The following is a 20,180-nucleotide window of genomic DNA, read 5'->3' on the forward strand; positions in this document are numbered from 1 at the left end:
ACGCAAAGTGCGGGAGAACCGGAGTGGAAGCCCGTGGCTGACGCGGGGGCGGCAACGCTCGCCAAACTCGTGCCCGGTATGCTGGAACGCCTGCACGTGAAGGTCGAGCGCACCACCATCGATGGGGTGCGCGCCTTCATCCTGACACCCGAGACGATCCCGCCGGAAAATCGCGACCGCCTGCTCGTGCACGTCCATGGCGGCTGCTACGTGCTCAACCCCGGTGAGGCCGGATTGCCGGAGGCGATCTTCATGGCCGGCTTTGGCCGCTTCAAGGTGATCTCGGTCGACTACCGCATGCCGCCCGAAGCCTATTATCCGGCCGCGCACGACGACGCCATGACGGTCTGGAGGGCGGCCATTCGGATGGCCGATCCGAGGAAGATGGGGATCTTCGGCACATCGGCGGGTGGTGCGCTCACCTTGGCGATGGTGTTGCGCGCCAAGCAGGAGGGGCTGCCGTTGCCGGGAGCGATCGCGCCCGGCACTCCGATGTCGGACACCACGAAGGTCGGCGACAGCTTCGTCACCAACGCCATGCTCGACAACGTACTCGTCTCCCCGGACGGCTTCTGCGACGACGGCGCGAAAGTCTACGCGGCTGGGCACGATCTCAAGGACCCGATGCTCTCGCCGGTCTACGGGGATATGCGCGGCTTCCCGCCGACCATCCTGACCACCGGCACGCGCGACCTCCTGCTCTCGAACACGGTCCGGGTGCACCGGAAGCTGCGCGATGCCGGCGTCGAGGCGTACCTCCAGGTCGGCGAAGGTCAGTCGCACGCCCACTACATCCGTGACGACACCGCTCCGGAGACCCGCAAGGTGTTCGAGGAGATTGCCTGGTTCTTCGACAAGCATCTGGAGAGGTGACGCCCACACGCCGGGAGAACACGAGGAGGCCAGCACGACACAATCGCACGCCGGACGTAGCGTGCCGGCCAACTGCGGGGACGCGGCAGACGAGGATCGCAACGCTGAGCCTGACAGTTTGTTGTGCTGGCACGACGCTCGCGAGGTGCTCATGGCCCGTCGGCCCCACTCCGTCCTGCCGCTTCTGGTGCGGCAAGCCGCCAAAGTGCTCGGTCTCGCGGCCATGGGTGGCAGCGGCGCATGGCTCGCCTACAGCCGGTTCGTCGTCAATCATCGCCTGCCGCTGCCGGATGCCCTTCCGGGCGGCGTCATCGAACTGAAGACCGGGGCCGGCGGCATCGCCCTATACGGTGGTGCCGGCGGGAACGGCCCTCCTCTTCTCCTCATCCACTCGATCAACGCCGCTGCAAGCGCCTACGAGGTCCTCCCGCTCTTCCTGCACTATGCAGGACGACGCCCCGTCTACGCCCTTGACCTGCCCGGGTTCGGCGTCTCGGAACGCCGCCGTCGTCGCTACACGCCCACTGTGATGATCGAGGCCATCCATGCCGCCGCCGCCGAGATCCGGCGGCGGCACGACGGGGCCGCGCTCGATGCTCTCGCACTCTCCCTCTCAGCCGAGTACCTCGCCCGCACGGCCCTGGAGCGCCCGCGGGACTACCGCTGCCTTGCCCTGATCAGCCCGACCGGTTTCGATGCGCGGCTCTCCGGCCGCTCTCCACGCGGCGGCCACCGAGGGAAGGATCGATTGCTCGCGACCCTCGATGCGCCGCCCTGGGGGCGCGCCCTGTTCGACGCCCTGGTCAGCCGCCCGAGCATGCGCTTCTTCCTGGAGAAGACCTGGGGCTCACCGGACATTGACGAGGGCCTGCTCGCCTACGGGTACGCCTCGGCGCATCAGCCGGGTGCCGAGCATGCCCCCTTCTGCTTCATCGCCGGCCACCTCTTCCCCACGGACGCTACAGCACTTTACGAGCCGCTCGACCTGCCCGTTCTGGTCATCCACGCACCCGCGGCGACTTCGTCGATTACCGCGACCTGCCTCGGTTTGCCTGGCAGCAGAATTGGACCGTCGTGCGATTGCTGACCGGCGCCTTCCCACACTTCGAGGATCTGACGGCCGTCACACGTGCCCTCGAGAGCTTCTGGGCAGGGCGCCGGCTCGTGGCGGGCCTGTTTCTGGACAAGCTGGTGCTCAAGGACATGGCCCTGGGAAACGTGTAGCCTCCGAGCGACACCGGCAGGCGGTGGCTGACATCCGAGAGAGGTACGCTCTGTCGGAATGCCACGCCTGCCGCATAGTCGGCCGGCCATGAGCCGCTCCCGCCGGACCGGCCCGCAGGCGCCATCCGGTCTTGGCGCAGCCGGGACACTTCTGCGGGAGCGGCGATCGTTGCGGCCGGGCGGGACCGGGGCCGGTGCCGGTCATCATCGAACACGGCGCGGACGAGGGTCCGGGTGAACCTGCTGTTCTCCTCATCCGCACCCTTCGAGGAGCCGGCCTCGATTCTCGGCTGATCGAGACGAGGGTCCGGACCACTACACCTTCGGCATATAGCTGGCGTCGGCCACGCACGGTCTGCGCGCCCGTGAGCCCGACGACCCCTTGCGCAGCGACAGGAAGGCGTGGGGGTCTCGCGCCACGGGTCTGCGCACGGCCCACGGCCGGCCCCTGTCCCGCGAGAGCCGCTGAAGGTCTGCATCGACCATCTCGCGCACCATCTCCTCCAGGCTGACGGTCGGTTCCCAGCCCAGCACCCGTCGCGCCTTCGAGGCATCGCCGATGAGCACATCGACTTCGGCGGGCCGAAAGAGATCGGGATCGATCACCAGATGGTCCGCCAACGACAGACCCACATGGTCGAAGGCGATCTCGCACATCTCCCGAACAGTCACCGATCGTCCCGTTGCTACGACGTAGTCGTCCGGGGCGTCCTGCTGCAGCATCAGCCACATCGCCCGCACGTAATCGCGTGCATGGCCCCAGTCGCGCTTGGCGTCGATATTGCCCAGCCTCAATTCATGCGCCATGCCGAGCTTGATCCGTGCCACAGCGTCGGTGACCTTGCGCGTGACGAACTCGATCCCGCGCAACGGGCTCTCGTGGTTGAACAGGATGCCGGTCGAGGCATGAAGGCCGAAGCTCTCACGGTAGTTGATGGTCATCCAGTGGGCATAGAGCTTGGCAACGCCGTAGGGCGAGCGCGGATAGAACGGGGTCGTCTCGCACTGCACCGGCTGCTGGACTTGTCCGAACATCTCCGACGACGAGGCCTGATAGAAGCGGGCATCCGGCGCCGCGAGCCGCACGGCCTCGAGGACGTTGGTGCAGCCAAGACCGGTGGTGATGCCGGTTAGCACGGGCTGCATCCATGAGGCCCTCACGAAGGACTGCGCCGCGAGGTTGTAGACCTCGGTGGGCTGGATGGTGCGAACGAGGCGGATCAGACTCGACAGATCGGAGATGTCGCCTTCGACGCAGTGAACACGGTCCGCGATGCCGAGCCATGCGAGACGCTGAGCGCTTCGATCCTGTGAGCTCGACCGTCTCGTCATGCCGTGGACGGTGTAACCCTGGGCCAGCAGGAACTGAGCCAGATAGGCACCGTCCTGGCCGGTTATTCCGGTAATGAGAGCCGATTTCATGGCAGGAATTCTCCGATCTACCACGGTGTCTGGATCAATAAAGAGCTCGTTCAGCCTGTTTACGCGGCGATCTGCGTACGGAAATACTCGATAGTCCGGACGAGGCCTTCACGAAGTTCGATAGTGGGGTGCCAGTCGAGGGCCCGCTTCGCGCGTTCGATGTCCGGTTTCCGCTGGCGCGGGTCATCCTGCGGGAGCGGCTTGTGAACGATCTCGGAGCGCGATCCCGTCAGCTCGACAACAAGCTCGGCAAGCTCCCGGACCGTGAACTCACCAGGATTCCCCAGGTTGATTGGCCCTGTCACCGTAGAATCCGTCTCCATCAGTGCGATCAGGCCCTGGATGAGGTCGTCGACATAGCAGAACGATCGGGTTTGACGGCCGTCCCCATAGATCGTGATGTCTTGGTTGCTGAGTGCCTGGACGACGAAGTTGGAGACGACCCGTCCGTCGTCCGGGTGCATGCGCGGGCCATAGGTGTTGAAGATGCGAGCGACCTTGATCGGAAGGCCGTGCTGCCGGTGATAGTCGAAGAACAACGTCTCGGCGCAGCGCTTGCCTTCGTCGTAGCAGGAACGCGGACCGATGGGATTAACCCGCCCCCAGTAGTGCTCGGCCTGCGGGTGCATCTCGGGATCGCCGTACACTTCCGAGGTCGAGGCCTGCAGCGCCTTCGCCTTCACGCGCTTGGCCAGCCCCAGCACATTGATCGTGCCGTGCACGCTCGTCTTGGTGGTCTGCACGGGGTCGAACTGGTAATGAACCGGAGAGGCCGGACAGGCTAGATTGTAGATCTCATCCACCTCCACGTAGAGCGGGAAGGTGACGTCGTGGCGAAGCAGCTCGAATCGCGTGTTATCCAGCAGGTGTTCGACGTTTCTCCGGGTTCCCGTGAAGAAATTGTCGACACAGAGGATCTCGTGCCCTTGGCCGAGGAGACGCTCACACAGATGAGAGCCGAGAAATCCGGCACCTCCGGTCACCAAGATCCTCTTCGTCCGTCGATATGATACCATGGTAGCGATGCTCCATTCATCTCAGGATCATGAAGATCCAGTGTGAACCCGAGTAGGCATCACCGACGGAACTCGCACCGCCAAATTTTTTGCACCGACGATGCGATTACGGCGCTCTGCAAGGCGCCTGAAAAATCCGGGACCGGCATCATCCGACGAACGGTGATCGCGCCTGCCGAAGACGGCAGGGCCGCATGGTCGGACGAGAGCAGGCAGGGACGATGCCGCGAGACTGTGCCGGACGAACGGCCGACGGCGGAGAACTGGTCCGCCTGCGCGACCCGCGCGGACCTCCGGGCCCGCGATCGGGCGGTGCGTTGGTGCACCTCCCCGTCCGGTGGCCGCTCGATGCGGCGCACGGCCGCGCCTAGCAGAACCACGTGGAGCAATTCTGCCCAGGCTCTTCGTCCTGCATCGGTGCCGCCGCCTAACCGGCGACCGCTTCGGCGAATGATGCTCAGGCTGGACGCACCGGTCGGCGGGCGGGCGTGTGGGGCCTGCGGTCGGCGCGATGCGTACGAACACGCACGCGGCTTCGTCCCGATCGCCCCCGCCAGCACATCCGCAGCCCGGCCCGGGCTCGCCGCATCGGCCCTATCTCGGCCCTGCGGCTATCTCGGCCCTGCGGTGTGGAGAGCCGCCGCGATACCGCTCGCGCCAGGCGCGCCGACGCCCGAGGGCGGCGACTTGGCAGCCGGCACGGCTGGCGCGCGTGGGGGCGCCGCTTGCGGGCTGCCCGTGCGCGTCTCCGCCACGCGGTCGGAGTCGCCGCTCGACGCCGGCTCGGCCGTGATCTGCACGAGGTCGCGGGGCATGAGGCGCGTATCCGCGTCCGCCTGCAGGACTTGGATCGTCCCGCTCATCTCGCGGCGGATCGTGAACACGGGGACGCGCGCACGCGCGCCGCGCCCGTCCGAGGCGCCGACGGTCGTGCGTCCCACCTCGGCGCGGCGCCGGACCGGCAGCAGGCTCTCACGCAGGCTGATCAGCTCCCGCTCGACCTCGGCGAGCTGGCCGGAGGCCTCGATGGTGCGAGAATTCTCAAGGTTCGCCGATGTCTGCTCGGCGTTTGCAGCCTGGAGCTTCGTCTCCGATATACGGCGTTCGATCTCCCGCTGATCGTTCTCGGTATCGACGATCGACCGCTTTAGCGCGAGCAGCCGCGTTACCGGAACCAAGCGGGCATTCTCGGAATCGCCGCTGATGGCCGACAGCTCCTGCTGAAGCAGGGTGAGCTGCAAGCCCTTCTTGGTGAGACTCGCCTTGAGAGCGGCCTCCTGCTCGACCAAGATCTGGGACTGCCGCTTGAGGTTCTTGATCTCGCCGGTCATCGCTTCGCGGCGCTTGGCGAACAGGTGTCGCTCGCGCGTGAGAAGCACCTCGGCCTGCGCCGGCTTGAGCCCTTCGGCCCAGCCGTCCGGCAAGTCGAAGCTTGCAGCCGATGCGGCTTCGGCGCTGAGACGCGCCCGCCGGAGAATGGCCGCGGCCAAGCGGGTCTGTGTCTGCTCCTCCTGCTCGACAGCCCGATAGGCCTCGAAGACCAGGAGCGGACCGGCACTCTCGAACAGGCGCGGGGCGCCACCGGCGAGCACGTAGGCCTTGGCGGCGGTGAGGTCGGTCGCCCAGGCGTAGCGGCCCGGGGTCTGAACCGCACCGCCAACGAAGATCGGCGCCGTCTCCAGAACTGTGACGGTGACGCGCGGTTCGAGGATGCCGGCCCGCTCGCGGCAAGCCGCGACGAGACGGGCCTCGACCTCGTCGATGGTCTGGCCCGACGCGCCGACGCTGCCGACTAGGGGAAGGCGCAAGTTGCCATCGCCATCGACTCTGAGCGCCAAGGACATGTCAGGCCGGCCGAAGACCCGCACGTCGACCCGGTCCTCCGGGCCGAGCCGGAACGAATCCGCACTTGCCGGCACGATCAGGAGTGCGGCGAGTGCGATGCCTGCGAGAAGACGCTTCATGAGGACCTCCGTTGCACGCCGTCGAGGACGGCATCGATCGTGTCGACGAAGCGCGGCCACGTGAAAGCGGCGGCGCGGGCGGGCCCTTGCGCGCCCAGATGCTGGGCCAGAGCCTCGTCCTGCGCGATGCGGCGCAGGCCGGCTGCGAAGGCGGCCGGATCGGGTTCGACCAGCAGGCCGGTCACGCCGTCCTGCACGGTCTCGCGCAGGCCGCCCCGGTTGCAGGCCAAGACGGGCCGTCCATGGGCCATCGCCTCGATCGGGGTCAGCCCGAAATCCTCGTTGAAGGCCGGGGCGAGAACCGCCCAGGCCCGCGCGTAGAGGGCGCGCATGCGATCGTCCGAGACCACCGTTTCGAAGGTGATCCGCTCCTCGCCGCCGGCCAGATCCCGCAGTTGCGCGAAGTAGGGACGGCTCTTGGCGTCGACCATGCCGGCGATGTGCAGGCGGAATCGTTGCAGCGCGGGCGGCGCCTCGCTGAGGAACTGGCGAAATCCGGCGATGGCGAGTTCGATGTTCTTCGTCCACATGATCCGGCCGGGGAGCAGGAACATCGGCTCGGGCTCGCCCCCGGAAGCCGCCTGCCGCGGCTCGACGCCCGGATAAGCGAGGTGGATCTTGGATTCTGGAAACAGGCGGTTGTCCGCGACGCGCCGCCGGACAGTCTCGGCGATGCAGATCACTTCGTCGAAGTTGCGCCATGCCATGCGGTCGACGAGGCGGAACGCCGCCTCCGCCGCCCGCTTCACCGGCCGAGCCGGACCGCCGCCCGCCAGCACGCGATCGCGGTAGACCTCATCGTAGGTCGCGCGCAGCGGCGTGAAGCAGAGATTGACCACGGGCTTGCGGCGATTGCTGATGGTCAGGAGCGGGCCGAGACCATCGCAGCAGAGGAGAACCGCGTCGTGCTGCGCCGGATCGAGGCGCGTGTGCAGAATGGACAGCGCGGCCGCGGTCACGGCGGAATAGGTGCGTTCGACCGAGACCCGGGACAGCTCGGTGACGTCCATTCCGGCGAGTTCCGGATAGGTTCCATCCGGATCGAAGTGGTTGGTGTAGATGCGGATGTCATGGCGGCTTCGGCGCTTGATCTCGATGAGCGCCCGCTCGATTCCGCTGCGCAGGTAGACCCAGGGGTAATAGAGCGCGACTCTCATGGCTGTGCCTCCGACAGGGGCAGCGTGGGGGCAAGAAGAGTTCGGTAGAGGCCGAGGACCACGTCGCCGGAGCGCTCCCAATCGTAGGTGCGGGCACGCTCGCGGTTGCGGGCGCCGAGCGCGAGGCAGAGGTCGCGGTCGTCCCAGAGACGCCGGACGGCCGCGATCATGCCGCGCGTGTCCCCCGCCTCGACCTGCGCGCCCTCGGCCCCCTGTCCGGTGGTTCCGACCACGGCGCAGCCGCTGGCCATCGCCTCGGCGACGACGATCCCGAAGGTCTCGGCGTAGGAGGGAAAGAAGAAGATCCGGGCTCGGCCGAGCAGGCGCCGGTAAAGGTCGCCGCGGCTCTCCTGCACGGTGAGATTCGCCGGCGCCGCCGCCCGCAGCGCCGCGACGTTCCCGCCCCAGCCCACGGCCACGAAGCGGATTTGCGGACAGGCTCGGGCAACCGCGAGCAGTTCGGCGATGCCTTTGCGGGCCTCGAACTTGCCGGCGAAGAGAACGACATCCTCTTTCCCAACGGGCGACGCCTCCTCGAAGAAGGCGGGATCAACGCCCGGCGGAGCCAGGACGACGTGATTGCCCGGCGTCGCCTTCGCGAGCGCAAGAGAGTCCTCACTGAGGAAGATGCGGCCCTGCGCCGGCAGGCCCACGAGCAGGCGTTCGACTGCACGATGGGCCAAAGCGCTCGGACCGGAGCGCATTACCGACCAAGCCGGGCCGAACAACGCCATGTACTCGCAGACGAGGGGGCGGCCGGTCAGTCGCGCCGCCAGGAATGCAGGCAGCATCGCATGGTAGGTGAAGGCATGAACGAGATCGGCGTCGCGTGCGGCTTCGATGAAGGCCGGCAGGCCGAGTGGCAGAGTCCGGCGGCGCAGCGGCAGGCGTCGCGTTGGCACGCCCTCATGGTCGCCGAGCGTCGGATCCCCCGCGCAGATCACCTGGACCGCGATGCCACGCGCGCGCAGGTGGAGCGCGCGCCGGTGGGCCAGAACCTCACCGCCCCCTCCGGAGTCGGGCAGGTAGCGCTCGTGGGCGAGGAGGATGCGCATGGCTCACAGCACCAGGCAGCGATGACGGATCGAGCCGTATGCGAGGGCGCCGAAGATCAGGGCCGCCCGGGGCAGCCCGACCACGATCCGCGCGGCGATTGCGAGCGGATGCCGGTAGCGTCCGCTCTCGATCGTCCGGATCCAGGGATAGGGCAGCGCGGCCAGCAACAGCACCGGATGCACCAGCGCGGCCCCGGCGGCTCCCGCGACCGCCAATGCGAAGGCGGCGGATTGGCGACTGACGAAATAGCCGCAGTAGAGATCCCGCCGGATCTCCGGCCGAAGCCGCACGACGAGGGGCCAGACCCGCAGGTTCAGCGCCTCCCGGTGCCATGCGACAAGCGTCTGGTGGAAGACTTCATGATACACGAGCGCGTCCGACGCGAAGGCGCGCGCCCATCCGGCTTGCACGACCTTCCACCCGAGGTCGGTGTCCTCGCCCCAGAAGCGGTCGAGGAATTCCGCCGAGAAGCCGCCGACGCCCAAGAAGGCTTCGCGGCGATAGAAGATGTTGCAGGTCTCGAAATACGGGGTCGCGCCCGTCACCGTCACGGTCTTCTCGAACAAGCGACGCGGCTGATCGGGCCGAGGCAGCGTGCGTCCCTGGACGATGCCCGTTCCGGTCGTCATGCCGGCGACACCGGCCCGGATCCATCCGTCCGTCGCCTCGCAATCATCATCGATGAAGGCGATAATCGAGCCCCGCCCGATCTCGACACCGAACTGACGCGAAGGCGTGGGCGACGTGAAGGCCTTGCGATGGTAGCTCAGGACCGGCAGGCCGCCCTGGTCCACGAGGGCACGGAGCGCGGCCTCGGTGCCGTCATCGGTGAAGTTGTGGACGACGATGATCTCGTAGCGGTCGGCCGGGTAGTCCTGTCGGAGCAGGGATCCGATCAGCCGCACGACCATGTCGCGGCGTCCGCGCGTCGGGACGACGACACTGACGAATGGTGGCGCAGCGAGAATCATCTTAACAGTACCGCCTGCTCATGCGAAGAGATGTCGACACGCAGCGTATTTTCTTAGAAGAGAAAGTCCGCTCGCTGTGATCGATGACGTCTCATGACAATAGCAGTCGCTTCCGCGCCGGCCGTACTAAAAATTATCATCCGAAGTGCAGGTAGGAGGCTGTGCCAACGAAGCACGGGCCTCCCGCTGCGTTCGCAGAGCGGGCCGCCAGGATGCGATGACCCGCAGCACGCCAGGGACGGCCGATGGACGGTCGATACCGGGCACGTCCGAGACCCTGCCCGCATCGTCGGTCCGGGGCCGTTCCTGCCGCCGGCGTGCCCGCTCGCGGCGCGGCGCGCCATTCCGTTCGCCGGTGGACGTCGCGCTGATGGTCTCCGTGATCTCGGCGGCGCACCTTGCTGGCGTACCGGCCGTCGACCCTCTCCGGTGATGCCGAGCCGAAGACGGGACGGAGAGGTTCGCAGGGGAGCTGAGCGCGAAGCCGGCCAGCCGGTGCAGTGCCGGCTCATGCACGCCTACCGCGCAGGATCCCGTCAGATACGGTCGTCCGCGCCGAGGATCGGCGGCGAGGTCATATCCGCAGGCCGACGGCGCAGCCCGCCGAGGCGGCGCTCCGGAAACGCGCGGCGGTCCATCAGCGCGCGGATCGCACGGTCATCGACGCGGCGCCCCGCTTGAACCCTCCGGCGCCGCGCCAGGGTTCCGGGGAGATGGCGCAGATTCCAGAGCAAAGCCCGGAGCTTGGGCCTGCGGGGAGCACGCAGGACGGCGTCCGCGAGGCCGTAAGTCACGGCGGGGAGGCCGTAGCGCAGCAGGCCGGCCAGTCCCCAGTTCACGAGGACGGACCGAAGGCGGTTCTTGGCGGCGTGGAAGCTGATGGTCTCGGCTGCCCGCCCGATGGCGCTGCCGACACGATGGTGGACGGTGGCCTCGGGCACGACGCGAACGCGCCACCCGCTGAGGGTGAGCCGCCATCCGAGATCGGAATCCTCGTAGCCGTAGAAGAAGGCCTCATCGAACCCGTCGATCTCCGCCAGGGCCCGCCGCCGGACGAGCAGCGCCGAGCAGTTCGTCCAGAGCACGTCGCGGGGCCGCGTCGCCGCGGTCGCCGGCTCCCCTTCGAGCGCGTCCCACGCCAGCCCGAGCGGCCCGAGGGCGCCGCCGTAGCCGTTCAGCAGGTCCGGCCTGTGGGCGTAGACGACCTTGCCGCCGACGGCACCGACGCCCGGATCGGCGTCCAGGGCCGCGCCGCAGGCAGCGAGCCAGCCCGGGTCGAGGGAGACGTCGCTGTCCACGAACGCGACGGCGGCCGTTTCCGCCTCGCGCCAGCCCAGGTTGCGCGCGGCCGCCGGTCCTTCGGGCTCTTTGCAGCGGTAGCGCAGGGCAATGTTCGCGGCCGCCAGCACCGGAACCCAGCCGCCGATCACCTCGCGCGTGTCGTCCGTGGAACTGTTGTCGATGACCGTCACGGCGCGCGGCCGCCGCGTCTGCGCCGCCAGGGCAGCGAGCGTCGCGGGCAGATCCCTGCTGCGATTGAAGGTCGGGACGACGACGGTGACGTCCAGTGCCATCACGGGGTGCCCTCCTGAGCGGCGATGATCGCGTGCATGACACCCATCAGCAGGGTGATGGTGAACAGCAAGGGATCCCAGAGCAGCGAGTAATCGATCAGCTGCTGCACGTACTCGGCGACGATCCCGCAGAAGAGTCCGAGCGCGAACAGGCCGGTCGCCCGACTGGAAGTCACTGACGCCGTCCAGGCCAGCGCGAAGCCGCGTAGCAGGAACAGCAGGAAACCTATCAGCCCCAGGAGGCCGAGCTCGGACAGAACGAGAAGATACACGTTGTGGACGGGCGCGGTGCTGCGCAGATGGACCTTGTTGCGAGCCTCGTTGCTGGACAGCGCGTCGAGGGCCATCAGTACGTAGAGATCCGGAGAATAGTGCCGGACCTCCACTCCGAAATTGTTTGGCCCGACGCCGAGCATGGGGCTCGCCTCCCACATGCGCACCGCGGCATCATTGTACGCAGCCCGGAAGTCGACCGAGGCGCTGAAATCACCCGAGAGCCGTTTCTCGATCGCAGGGGCGAGCGGGGCCACCACTGCGACGAGGAGCACCGCACCCGCCACGATCAAGCCGACCGCCCGCAGGGCCGGAAGCGACCGCCGCGCCGTCATCAGGGCGATCAGCACCAGGACCGTGACCAGCAGGAGCGCGATCGGACCGCGCGACTGGGTTAGGCCGATCGTGAGCGTGCCGGACGCGGCCACCAGGGCGGCAGCTTTGCCGATCCACGAGCCGCGCAGGCCAAGCGCGACGGCGATGAAGGGTGGCGTGATCAGGAGCAGGTAGGGGGCGAGATAATTCGGATGCCCGAGGGTTCCGGCCGCACGGCGGGCGAGTTCGGCCGGCTCGCTGGACTTGAAGATCTGCGAGAGGCCGTTCTGGCCGGAGGCGAAGGCCGCCTGGAGGATCGAGATCGGCGTCTGCAGGAGGATGACGCCCGCGAGCGCTGAGCCGATGACGACGAGGCCGCGCGTGTCGAGGTTGTACTGCAGGTAGATCAGCAGGAGGGCGAGCTTGAGATAGCGGACGATCTCGACGGTGCTCCCGATCGGCTCCGCGCTGTTGGCTGCCGAGAGCAGTCCGACCGCGATGAGCGGCAGCAGCCAGAGCACCGGCCCTCTCCGGGAGGGGCGTGGTGCCGACTGGCGCAGCACCCGCTCGACGAGCCACAGCAGCAACAGACCCACCAGACAGAGGTCCGATGGGCACCAGTACAGGCCACGACCGCCAAGGTCTCCATGCAGCCAGTCGAAACTGTAGTATTGGCGATTGTAGGTCAGTGCCATGACGTAGAGGGCGAGCAGCACCGGCTTCATCAGGCCGGCGAGCACGATGGTCGCGAACGCGGCGAGACCGGCCACCCCGACGAGCAGGAGACGCGGGCTCGTGGTCTCGAGCGAGGCGGCGAGCGGCACGCTCGCGAGGCCGAGCAGCCCGACCGCCAGGAGCGGGGTCAGACGGCCGGCCTGGGCCTCGATGGGCGAGAGACGGAGCCTCATCGGGCCGCCCCCAGGCGAAAGGCCGCGACCGACACGGGCGGTAGGACGAGGCGCAGGCGCGCACCCGGCGCGACGGGCCGGGTCTCAAGGGTGATCTCGTCCCGGCCGTGCGGGCGAGGCGCACCGAAACTGGCCGTCTGCGCGAAGGACAGGCCGGGAACCGAGATCATGCCGGTGCCGCGGGTCGCATCGGGCGCGGGGCCGCTCAGGAGTTCCATCGACCCCGCGCGTGTCTGGTCGAGGTCGAGGTCGATCTCGGCGGGAGTCTCCAGGCTCGCATTCGAAAGAAGGATCGCGAGTTCGCCCGTCTCGGTGAGCGACGCCACGGCCTCGACCACGGGGGCGGCGTCGACCCTGTCGATGAAGCCGATCGGGCCGCCGGAGAACGTCGGCCCGTCCACGCGCGTGCCGATCAGGCGTCCCGACAGGTTGGTAGCGTAGAGGCGCAGCACCTCGAGGGCGGGAGTTGCTGCGTAACCGCCGCCGGTCTTGCGGCCGATCCAGCCCGCATTCAGGAGGTCGCTGAGCTTGAAGAACTCGGCCTCCGTCACGCCGGGCGTCCGCAGCAGGACGTTGAGGACCCGCGCCACGTACAGGCCGGACCCCAGGGTCTTCACATGGTCGAAATACCGGTTGGCCGGATCGACGGCGAAGAGCGGACCCCACTCTGTGACGGCCAGGGTGAGCCGGCGCCCGGCCTGCGCGGCGTGGAGCTGACGCATTGTCGTGACGAGGTTCGCTGCCATGTTGACCGGCGCGGCCAGCATGGCCCTGTAGACGGAAGCGGCACTGCCGCCCTCCGGCCCCGGCAGCAGGGGCGCGTAGCCGTTGTGGATCGCGAGCCCGTCGATCTCCGCGGCGAGCGCGGACAGGACCGTGTCGTTCCAGCCCCGATGGGCGTTGAAGCGGTAGCGCCCGAAGTTCTCCAGGCCGATGGCGTAGAAGCGCGCCGCAGGATCGACGGCCCGCACGGCCGCGATGGTCGCGCGGGCGCGCTGCACGTAGGTCTGCGGATCGGTCTGAGCGTGCGAGATGTCCTGCCCCATGTAGAGCTCGTTGCCGAGTTCCCAGGTGACGCGCGGCCGGGCATCGTCGCCCAGGCGCGCGCGGACGTAGCGCGCCCACTCGGCCGCGAGCGCCGGCGTGCCGCTGCCAAGGTTCAAGGTGAGCAGCAGGTCCGCACCGATCCGGCGCGCGGCCTCGATGATCTCGTCCGTGCCGACGACATTCGGCGATTCCTCCGGCTCCCCCGGAGCGTGCAGGGCCCGCGGCCGGGTCGCCTGGGGACCGACGCCTTTGCGCCAGTCGTAGCTGTCCGACCAGCCCCCGCCCGGGAAGCGCAGGACGCTGACGCCGGCGGTCTTGGCGAGCGCCAGCATATCGGCGTCGAGCGACCGGGTTGCGCTGTTCCACAGTCCCTGCGCGTCGCGGATCCATTCGACGTTGGCCCCGAACAGGTGCCGACGCACGGGGCCGAGATCCTCGGCCGGCACGAGGGAGACCCGGGCGGCGATGGCTTGAGCGTGCTTGTCCGCGAGCGCCGGCGTCGGGTCGGGCACGAGTTCGATGTCGTCGAAGTAAGTGGTCCCGGTCTGGCCTTCGGCGACGAGGAACACGATCGCTTGCCGAGCCGTGGTCGGCACGGCCTCGTCGGAGCGGAGTGAGTGCACGCTCAGGGGCGGCACGCCGTCGGCGCGCAGGACGAGGCGCGCGCCGACGGCGGCACCGCTCCCGTCGAGGAACGCGATGCCGACTACGGCGGCAGCGCCACCCTCCGCGCCGAGGCGGGACCGCAGGGTGAGCGGCCGGCCGGCGAATTCCGCAGCCGAGATGATCTGGCCGAGACCAAGCGGCTTGTCGCCGCCGCGATTGCGGCCGTTTGGAGACAGCGCGAGCGCGCGGCCCGCCGCGCCCGCGACCGTAACCTGCCGTACCTCGCCCTTGTCGGCGGCCTGACTCTCCTGGTTCCAGCCGGGGGGCGGCGATCCCGCCTGTTCGAAACCCGCATTGACGAGCTGGAGGCTCGGCGCCGGCTGGGCCGCGACGAGAACGAGGCCGAGCAGGCCGGCGCACAGGGCGCCTCCGGCCGCGAGGAGTCGGATGCGCTTCATTCTCAATCCTCCGCCCGGAGATCGCGGCCGGCGAAGACGGCGAGGCCGAGCACCTGCCGAGCCGTGAGGGCGAGGCCGAGGCCCGTGAGGGCCATCGTCATGCAGGTGGCGGCGGCCGCGCCCGTCATCCCGAACCGCGGCACGAGCAGCAGGTTGCCCGTCACATTGGCGACGATGCCGAGGCCCGTGACGACCGCGATGCGGCGTTCATTGCCCGAGGCGATCAACGCCGTGCAGGCGGCGCCGCCTGCCGCGAGCCCCACGTGCGCGACCACCAGCAGGCACAAGGCCGGCGCGCCGGCCCGGAAGTCCGACCCGAACAGCCCGAGAAGCGGGCCCGCGGCGGCGGCGAGTAGGAGACCGGCCGCGGCCGCGAGGGCGAGAGCGGCGCGGCTGGCCTGAGCGAGCGTCCGGGCCGCGGCGCCCCGCGCGCCCCGCGCGAGCTGTTCGGCGAGCAGGGGCAGCGCCCGCACGGTCGCGGCCGCACTTCCCAGGGAGATGAGGGCGGCGAAGCGGGCCGCGACGCTGTAGATGCCGGCCGCCTCCGGATCGGCCAGGGCCGAGACCACCATGACGTCGAGCCGCTCGGCCAGGGCCGCACCGCCGACGAGGAACAGGAGCAGCAATCCCGGCCGGATCCAGACGCTGGGTGCGGGCCGGCCGCGGGCCGCGAGCGCATGGCGGGCGAGCGGATGGCTGACGAGCGCGCGGCGCAGGGAGCCCGCGGTCGCGAAGAGCGCCGCCACGCTCGCGAGCCCTACCGCGACCAGGGCCGTGACGGCATCCAGCAGGCCGAAAGCCGGCAGCGCCAGCACCGCGCCCAGGCCGGTGGCCGCGAGGGGGCGCACCACGACGAACGCCGCTTCAGCCGCGAAGGGACGATGGAGGGCCTGCAGCAAGGCCGTCGCGGTCTGCGCGGCCGCGAGCAGCAGGACCAGCGGACTCGCGGCCGCTAGGGCACGAGCCAAGTCGGCCTCACCCCCGTGCAGCATCAGGGCGGCCGCGATGAGGATGCCGCTCCCGAGAAGTCCTCCCCCGACCGTCATCACGGCGGCGGTGTCGAGATAGGCTCGGGCGTGCGCGTGCGCGCCGTTGCTGAGGTAGACGGGCAGGAAACGGGAGGCCGTCAGCGGCATGCCGCCGGCGGCGAACAGGGCGATCAGGGCCGCCGCATTGAAGGCCGTCGCGAAGGTGCCGTAGGCCGCCGTGCCGAGAAGGCGCGCGAAGGCGAGGTGCATCGCCAAGCCGAGCGCGCAGCCGATGATCTTGAGGCCGAACAGCAGGACGCCGCTTCCCGCCACGCTGTTCGCGAGACGCCGCAGGGACGCCGGACGTTCACTGCGCTCCGTCGGCGCCTCGACCCATCGCAACCCGGTCGTCCTCATCAGACCTGCTCCAGGCGAGCGGGAACGAAGCGGCGCACGCGGTTGAGGACGATGCCGATCGGCTCCACGCCGAGCCACCTCAGGGCTTCGAGGGCCGCGATGTGGCGCGCGGCGGCGTGCCGGCCGGCGCGGACGACCAAGAGCGTCGCATCCGCCCGGCTCGCGCAGAGGGGCGCCTCCGCATCGCTCAACAGGGGCGGCAGGTCTAGGATCACGAGGCCGGCATCGCCTTGCAGGCCTGGGCAACTCGCGAAGTCTCCCCGCAGGAAAGCCCCGGCCGCCTCGGCATCCTCCCAGGTTCCCACGACCAAGTGGTCGCCGACGGCAGTCAGGGACAGACCGGCGGGCAGATCCGGCGAGGTCGGCAGGGGGTCCAGGCGGACACGGAGGGCCCGAGCGTGGTGCAGCAGGGCTTGGCTCGTCGAGCCCGATATGAGGCGCACCGCCTTGCGGCCACGCCGGGCCATGCCGTGCGCGAGCGCGAGGGCCATGGTGGAGGCGCCCTCCTCCGCCTCGGCGGCGGCGACGGCCAGGACGGCCTTCCGCTCGCCGCGCAGGCGTTCACTGACCGTGACGACCAGTCGGTCGAGGGCGACCCGCGCCGCCGCAGCGGCGGGATCGCACTGCGACCAGACCTGCAGCAGGCGATCGTGTTCGGGCACCTCGCTGGCCAGCGGCAGGCCGAGTTCGGCGGCAGCCTCCTCGCCCCGGTACAAGCGTCCGTCGAAGACTTCGCGGACGAGCGCCCAGCCGCAGGCGAGCACGCTCGAACACAGCGTGATGATGCCAAGCATCGAGAGCTTGCGCAGGCCGATGGGCGTGCCCTCGGCGGCCGCAGGCTGCACGACGACCACGTTGGAAAGCCGCGCGTTCCTGAGGGCGGCGATGTCGCGCGCCTCTCCGAGACGCTTCTCGGCATCGCGGTAGCGCGCCTCGGCGAGTTCGCGACGCCGCTCCAGCGACTTCCAGCCGGTCGCCGCATCCTGGAACTCGCGCAGCGCCGTCACGACCTTCTCCACGCGCTCCCGCGCCGTCGTCTCGACATGGGCGAGATCCTGAACCTCGGCCTCGAGCTGCCGGAGCAGCACGACCGTCAGGGCTCCGAGCTTGGCCTCGATCTCCCTCACCTCGGGCGCACTGACCGAGTTGTTGACGAGGAGACGTTCGCGCTCGCCGAGCAGCGCTACCATCGAGGGCGCCATGCTGAGGGCCGGCGAGTTCGGCGGAAAGGTCCCGAGACCCACCGGCTCGCGCTGGTTGGCCGTCCGGCTTAGGACGCGGCTCAGCCGGTCGAAGCGCCGCCGCGCGAAGTCAAGTTCGAGAGTCTGGCGTTCAAGCGCGCGCTGCGCCTCGACGAGGTCGGCCTCGAGCAGGGGCGCACGGCTCGCCGCGTTGCGCGTGTCGTGCTCGCGCTCGAACACGGCCATCTCCGCCTCGACCGCCTCGACGGCCGCCTTGGCGACGTTACGCTTGGTATGGAGGAAGTCGATCTCCCCTCCCCCCTCGAACACGGCCGAGCGGAAGTTCGTGTAGATCTGCAGGAACCGGTCGAGGAGCTGCACGGCCTGCGCCTCGCCGGGCCAGCGCAGGCTCACCGAGATGACGTCGGACCCCGGCGCATTGTCGAGGATCAGCGACTGGGCGAAGACTTGGCTGACCGCGGCCGAGCGCGATTGCGGCGTCTTCAGGCCGACCATGACCAGGATCGCATCGGCCCCGTCCCGCGCCCCCTGGTAGAGGTCCGAGCCGAGGCGCTTCAGGCGATCGTACAGGCCCGTCGGTTCCGGCCGCGCCTCCGGCGCGCCGAGATTCAGGTCTGCGATCAGGCGCGAGACCAGCACCTCGTTGCGCAGGAGATCCATCTCTGACTGCACGGCACCGCGGGTTTGCGCCAGGAACGTGACGTTGCGGTCGGAGCCGAGCAGCGGCGAGGGCGTCTGATCCACGCCGACGCGAACGTAGAGCTTCGCGTTGGCCTGGAACATGTTCCCGCGCACCAGACTCAGGTAGCCCAAGCCGCATAGGATGCCGATCCCGACGACGGCGGCCATCTGCGGCAGCCACTTGAACACCACGAACAGCAGGGTGGCGCCCGTATCCCGGACGCCCGATCCCGTGACGGTGCGCGTCATCGCGCGCGACTTAGCGGGCGGCAGCCCGATTTCCGCTTCGAGCTTGGTCATCCGATCTCACCGATCCGCTCGATGTAGTTCCGGTACCAGGCGACCGTCTCGGCCAGGGCGTCCGCCGTGCTCCACCGCGCCGTCCAGCCGACGATGCGTCGGACCTTCTCGGCACTGAGGTGCTGGGCGTCGATCTCCGATCGCGCCTCGCCCAGGACCACCGGTTCGAGATCCGGGCGCCGGCAGGCGCGGAGGATCTCGTTGGTGAAGGCCATGGTGCTGAGCGGCGTCTCGTTCGACAGGTTGAAGGCCTCGCCCGCCACCCCCGGCTGGTGCATCGCCTCGCCGATGGCGAGGTAGCCGGCCACGACGTCCCGGACGTAGATGTAGTCGCGGACCATCGTGCCGTCCGAGCGCAGCACCGGACGTTCACCTCGCAGCGCCCAGCGGATCGTGCCGGGCACCAGCCGGTTGAAGTTGAGGTCGCCGCCGCCGAAGAAGTTGCCGGCCCGCGTGATGCAGATCGGCAGGTCGTACGTCTCGAAGTAGCTGCGGGCCAGAAGGTCGGTGCAGCTCTTGGAGACGTCGTAGGGCGCGCGCCCGACGAGCGGCATATCCTCCGTGTAGGGGAGGACATCGGAACTGCCGTAGCTCTTGTCGCTTGAGGCGACGAGGATGCGTTCGACCTTGCCGTACACCCGGCAGGCGTCGAGCAGGTTCCAGGTTCCCCGGATGTTGGCCTCGAAGGTCCCTACCGGGTCGCGGAGGGCGGTGCCGACGATCGGCTGAGCGGCGAGGTGGAAGACCGTGTCCACCTCGTACTCGTTCACGGCACGGCGCAGGCTCTCCGGATCCTCCAGCCGGCCGTGGACCACGAGGTTGGGCTTGGCCAGATCATTCGCCAGCGAGTTGCCGTAGGCATTAAGGTCGCGCACGTAGCCGACCACCAATGCGCCGCTCTCGCGCAAGGTTCGCACCGTCCACGAGCCGAGAAATCCAGCCGACCCCGTGACGAGGACGCGCTTGCCGGACCAGAAGGGGCGCCTGCTCATCGAACAACCTCCAGCTCACGGGCCCGCACGACGGCCGGGCGCGGCTCGATCCAATCGAACTCGCGGCTCTCGAACATCGCTTCCAGCTCCTGCTGATCCTTGAACGTATCCATCGACTTGAAGAAGCCATCATGCTCGAAGGAGAACAGTTTTAGGCTTCGCAAGAGGGAGGGAAAAACCTCGCGTTCCAGGCTGCTGCCTTGCCAATGGCCAAACACGGCCTTGTTCATGATGCAGTAGCCGGCATTGATGCGGTGCTCGCGCAGGACCGGCTTCTCTCGGAACGCGCGGACGCGTCCCTCGCGATCGGATTCGATTGTTCCGTATTGCGAACGAAGCGGGACGTTGGTGATGGTAGCGAGGCCGTCGTGACTGCGGTGAAAGGCACGCAAACTGTCGAGATCGACGTCGCAGAGCCCATCCGAGTAGGTGACGAAGAACTCGTCGCCCAGGCGGTCCTGACAAAGGCGCACGCGATCACCGGTGTCGGCCTCGTCGCCGGTATCGACGAGCTCGACGTTCCAGCCCAGGGACCGCCCGGCGAAGTAATCGAGTATGATCTCCTTGCGATACCCGAGCGACAGAACGAAGTCCGTCACCCCCTGGCTCGCGAAGATCTGCATGACCCGCACGATGATCGGCTTTCCGCCGATCGGCATCATCGGCTTCGGCAGGTAATCCGTGTAAGGATAGGCGCGCGTGCCGCGTCCTCCTGCGAGAATAAGAACCTTCATGTTTACTATCTCCTCTGCGTGT

At 68.7% G+C, this 20,180-nt stretch carries 14 protein-coding genes and 1 pseudogene; 2 read left to right on the forward strand and 13 right to left on the reverse strand.

From position 1 onward, the window contains the following. Window positions 1-873: alpha/beta hydrolase (locus MFF61_RS31060; RefSeq protein WP_238241548.1), on the forward strand; the 873-nt coding region annotated here is incomplete at its 5' end. 151 nt (window positions 874-1,024) lie between these two features. Then, a pseudogene (locus MFF61_RS31065) lies at window positions 1,025-2,097 on the forward strand (alpha/beta fold hydrolase). 315 nt (window positions 2,098-2,412) lie between these two features. On the opposite strand, the gene gmd reads toward MFF61_RS31065, so the two are convergent. The 13 genes from gmd to MFF61_RS31135 form a co-directional block, all read right to left on the reverse strand. Continuing rightward, window positions 2,413-3,519, reverse strand: a complete 1,107-nt coding sequence (gene gmd / locus MFF61_RS31075) for a GDP-mannose 4,6-dehydratase (RefSeq protein WP_238241549.1) — start codon at window positions 3,517-3,519, stop codon at window positions 2,413-2,415. A gap of 59 nt (window positions 3,520-3,578) precedes the next feature. Continuing rightward, complete coding sequence (locus tag MFF61_RS31080; protein WP_238241550.1) at window positions 3,579-4,535, reverse strand: UDP-glucuronic acid decarboxylase family protein; 957 nt, start codon at window positions 4,533-4,535, stop codon at window positions 3,579-3,581. Window positions 4,536-5,146: 611 nt separating this feature from the next. Then, entirely contained in the window at window positions 5,147-6,499 is a 1,353-nt protein-coding gene (locus tag MFF61_RS31085) for a polysaccharide biosynthesis/export family protein (protein ID WP_238241551.1), read from the reverse strand. Next, window positions 6,496-7,656 (reverse strand): glycosyltransferase family 4 protein, encoded by a 1,161-nt coding sequence (locus MFF61_RS31090; protein ID WP_238241552.1) that lies wholly within the window; start codon window positions 7,654-7,656, stop codon window positions 6,496-6,498. Before MFF61_RS31090 ends, MFF61_RS31085 begins: the two co-directional genes overlap by 4 nt. Beyond that, window positions 7,653-8,711 (reverse strand): glycosyltransferase family 4 protein, encoded by a 1,059-nt coding sequence (locus tag MFF61_RS31095; protein WP_238241553.1) that lies wholly within the window; start codon window positions 8,709-8,711, stop codon window positions 7,653-7,655. The genes MFF61_RS31090 and MFF61_RS31095 overlap by 4 nt, the downstream gene beginning before the upstream one ends. 3 nt (window positions 8,712-8,714) lie before the next feature. Further along, window positions 8,715-9,683 (reverse strand): glycosyltransferase family 2 protein, encoded by a 969-nt coding sequence (locus MFF61_RS31100; RefSeq protein ID WP_238241554.1) that lies wholly within the window; start codon window positions 9,681-9,683, stop codon window positions 8,715-8,717. A gap of 536 nt (window positions 9,684-10,219) precedes the next feature. Next, on the reverse strand, window positions 10,220-11,257 hold the full coding sequence (locus MFF61_RS31105; RefSeq protein ID WP_238241582.1) for a glycosyltransferase family 2 protein: 1,038 nt from the start codon (window positions 11,255-11,257) through the stop codon (window positions 10,220-10,222). Next, on the reverse strand, window positions 11,257-12,753 hold the full coding sequence (locus MFF61_RS31110; protein WP_238241555.1) for an O-antigen ligase family protein: 1,497 nt from the start codon (window positions 12,751-12,753) through the stop codon (window positions 11,257-11,259). Before MFF61_RS31110 ends, MFF61_RS31105 begins: the two co-directional genes overlap by 1 nt. Beyond that, entirely contained in the window at window positions 12,750-14,864 is a 2,115-nt protein-coding gene (locus MFF61_RS31115; protein ID WP_238241556.1) for an alpha-L-arabinofuranosidase family protein, read from the reverse strand. The genes MFF61_RS31110 and MFF61_RS31115 overlap by 4 nt, the downstream gene beginning before the upstream one ends. Before the next feature lie 2 nt (window positions 14,865-14,866). Beyond that, window positions 14,867-16,249: a lipopolysaccharide biosynthesis protein gene (locus MFF61_RS31120; protein ID WP_238241557.1), complete on the reverse strand. Its 1,383-nt coding sequence runs from the start codon at window positions 16,247-16,249 to the stop codon at window positions 14,867-14,869. Further along, a complete protein-coding gene (locus MFF61_RS31125; protein ID WP_238241558.1) occupies window positions 16,249-18,432 on the reverse strand; it encodes a GumC family protein in 2,184 nt (727 codons plus the stop codon). The genes MFF61_RS31120 and MFF61_RS31125 overlap by 1 nt, the downstream gene beginning before the upstream one ends. After that, complete coding sequence (locus MFF61_RS31130; RefSeq protein ID WP_238241559.1) at window positions 18,429-19,424, reverse strand: NAD-dependent epimerase/dehydratase family protein; 996 nt, start codon at window positions 19,422-19,424, stop codon at window positions 18,429-18,431. The genes MFF61_RS31125 and MFF61_RS31130 overlap by 4 nt, the downstream gene beginning before the upstream one ends. Beyond that, window positions 19,421-20,158 carry a nucleotidyltransferase family protein gene (locus MFF61_RS31135; RefSeq protein ID WP_238241560.1) on the reverse strand — a complete coding sequence of 246 codons (738 nt, stop codon included), beginning with the start codon at window positions 20,156-20,158 and terminating at the stop codon, window positions 19,421-19,423. Before MFF61_RS31135 ends, MFF61_RS31130 begins: the two co-directional genes overlap by 4 nt. Window positions 20,159-20,180: the final 22 nt, after the last annotated feature.

The sequence above is a fragment of the Methylobacterium isbiliense genome, from assembly GCF_022179325.1.
Taxonomy (GTDB): domain Bacteria; phylum Pseudomonadota; class Alphaproteobacteria; order Rhizobiales; family Beijerinckiaceae; genus Methylobacterium; species Methylobacterium isbiliense.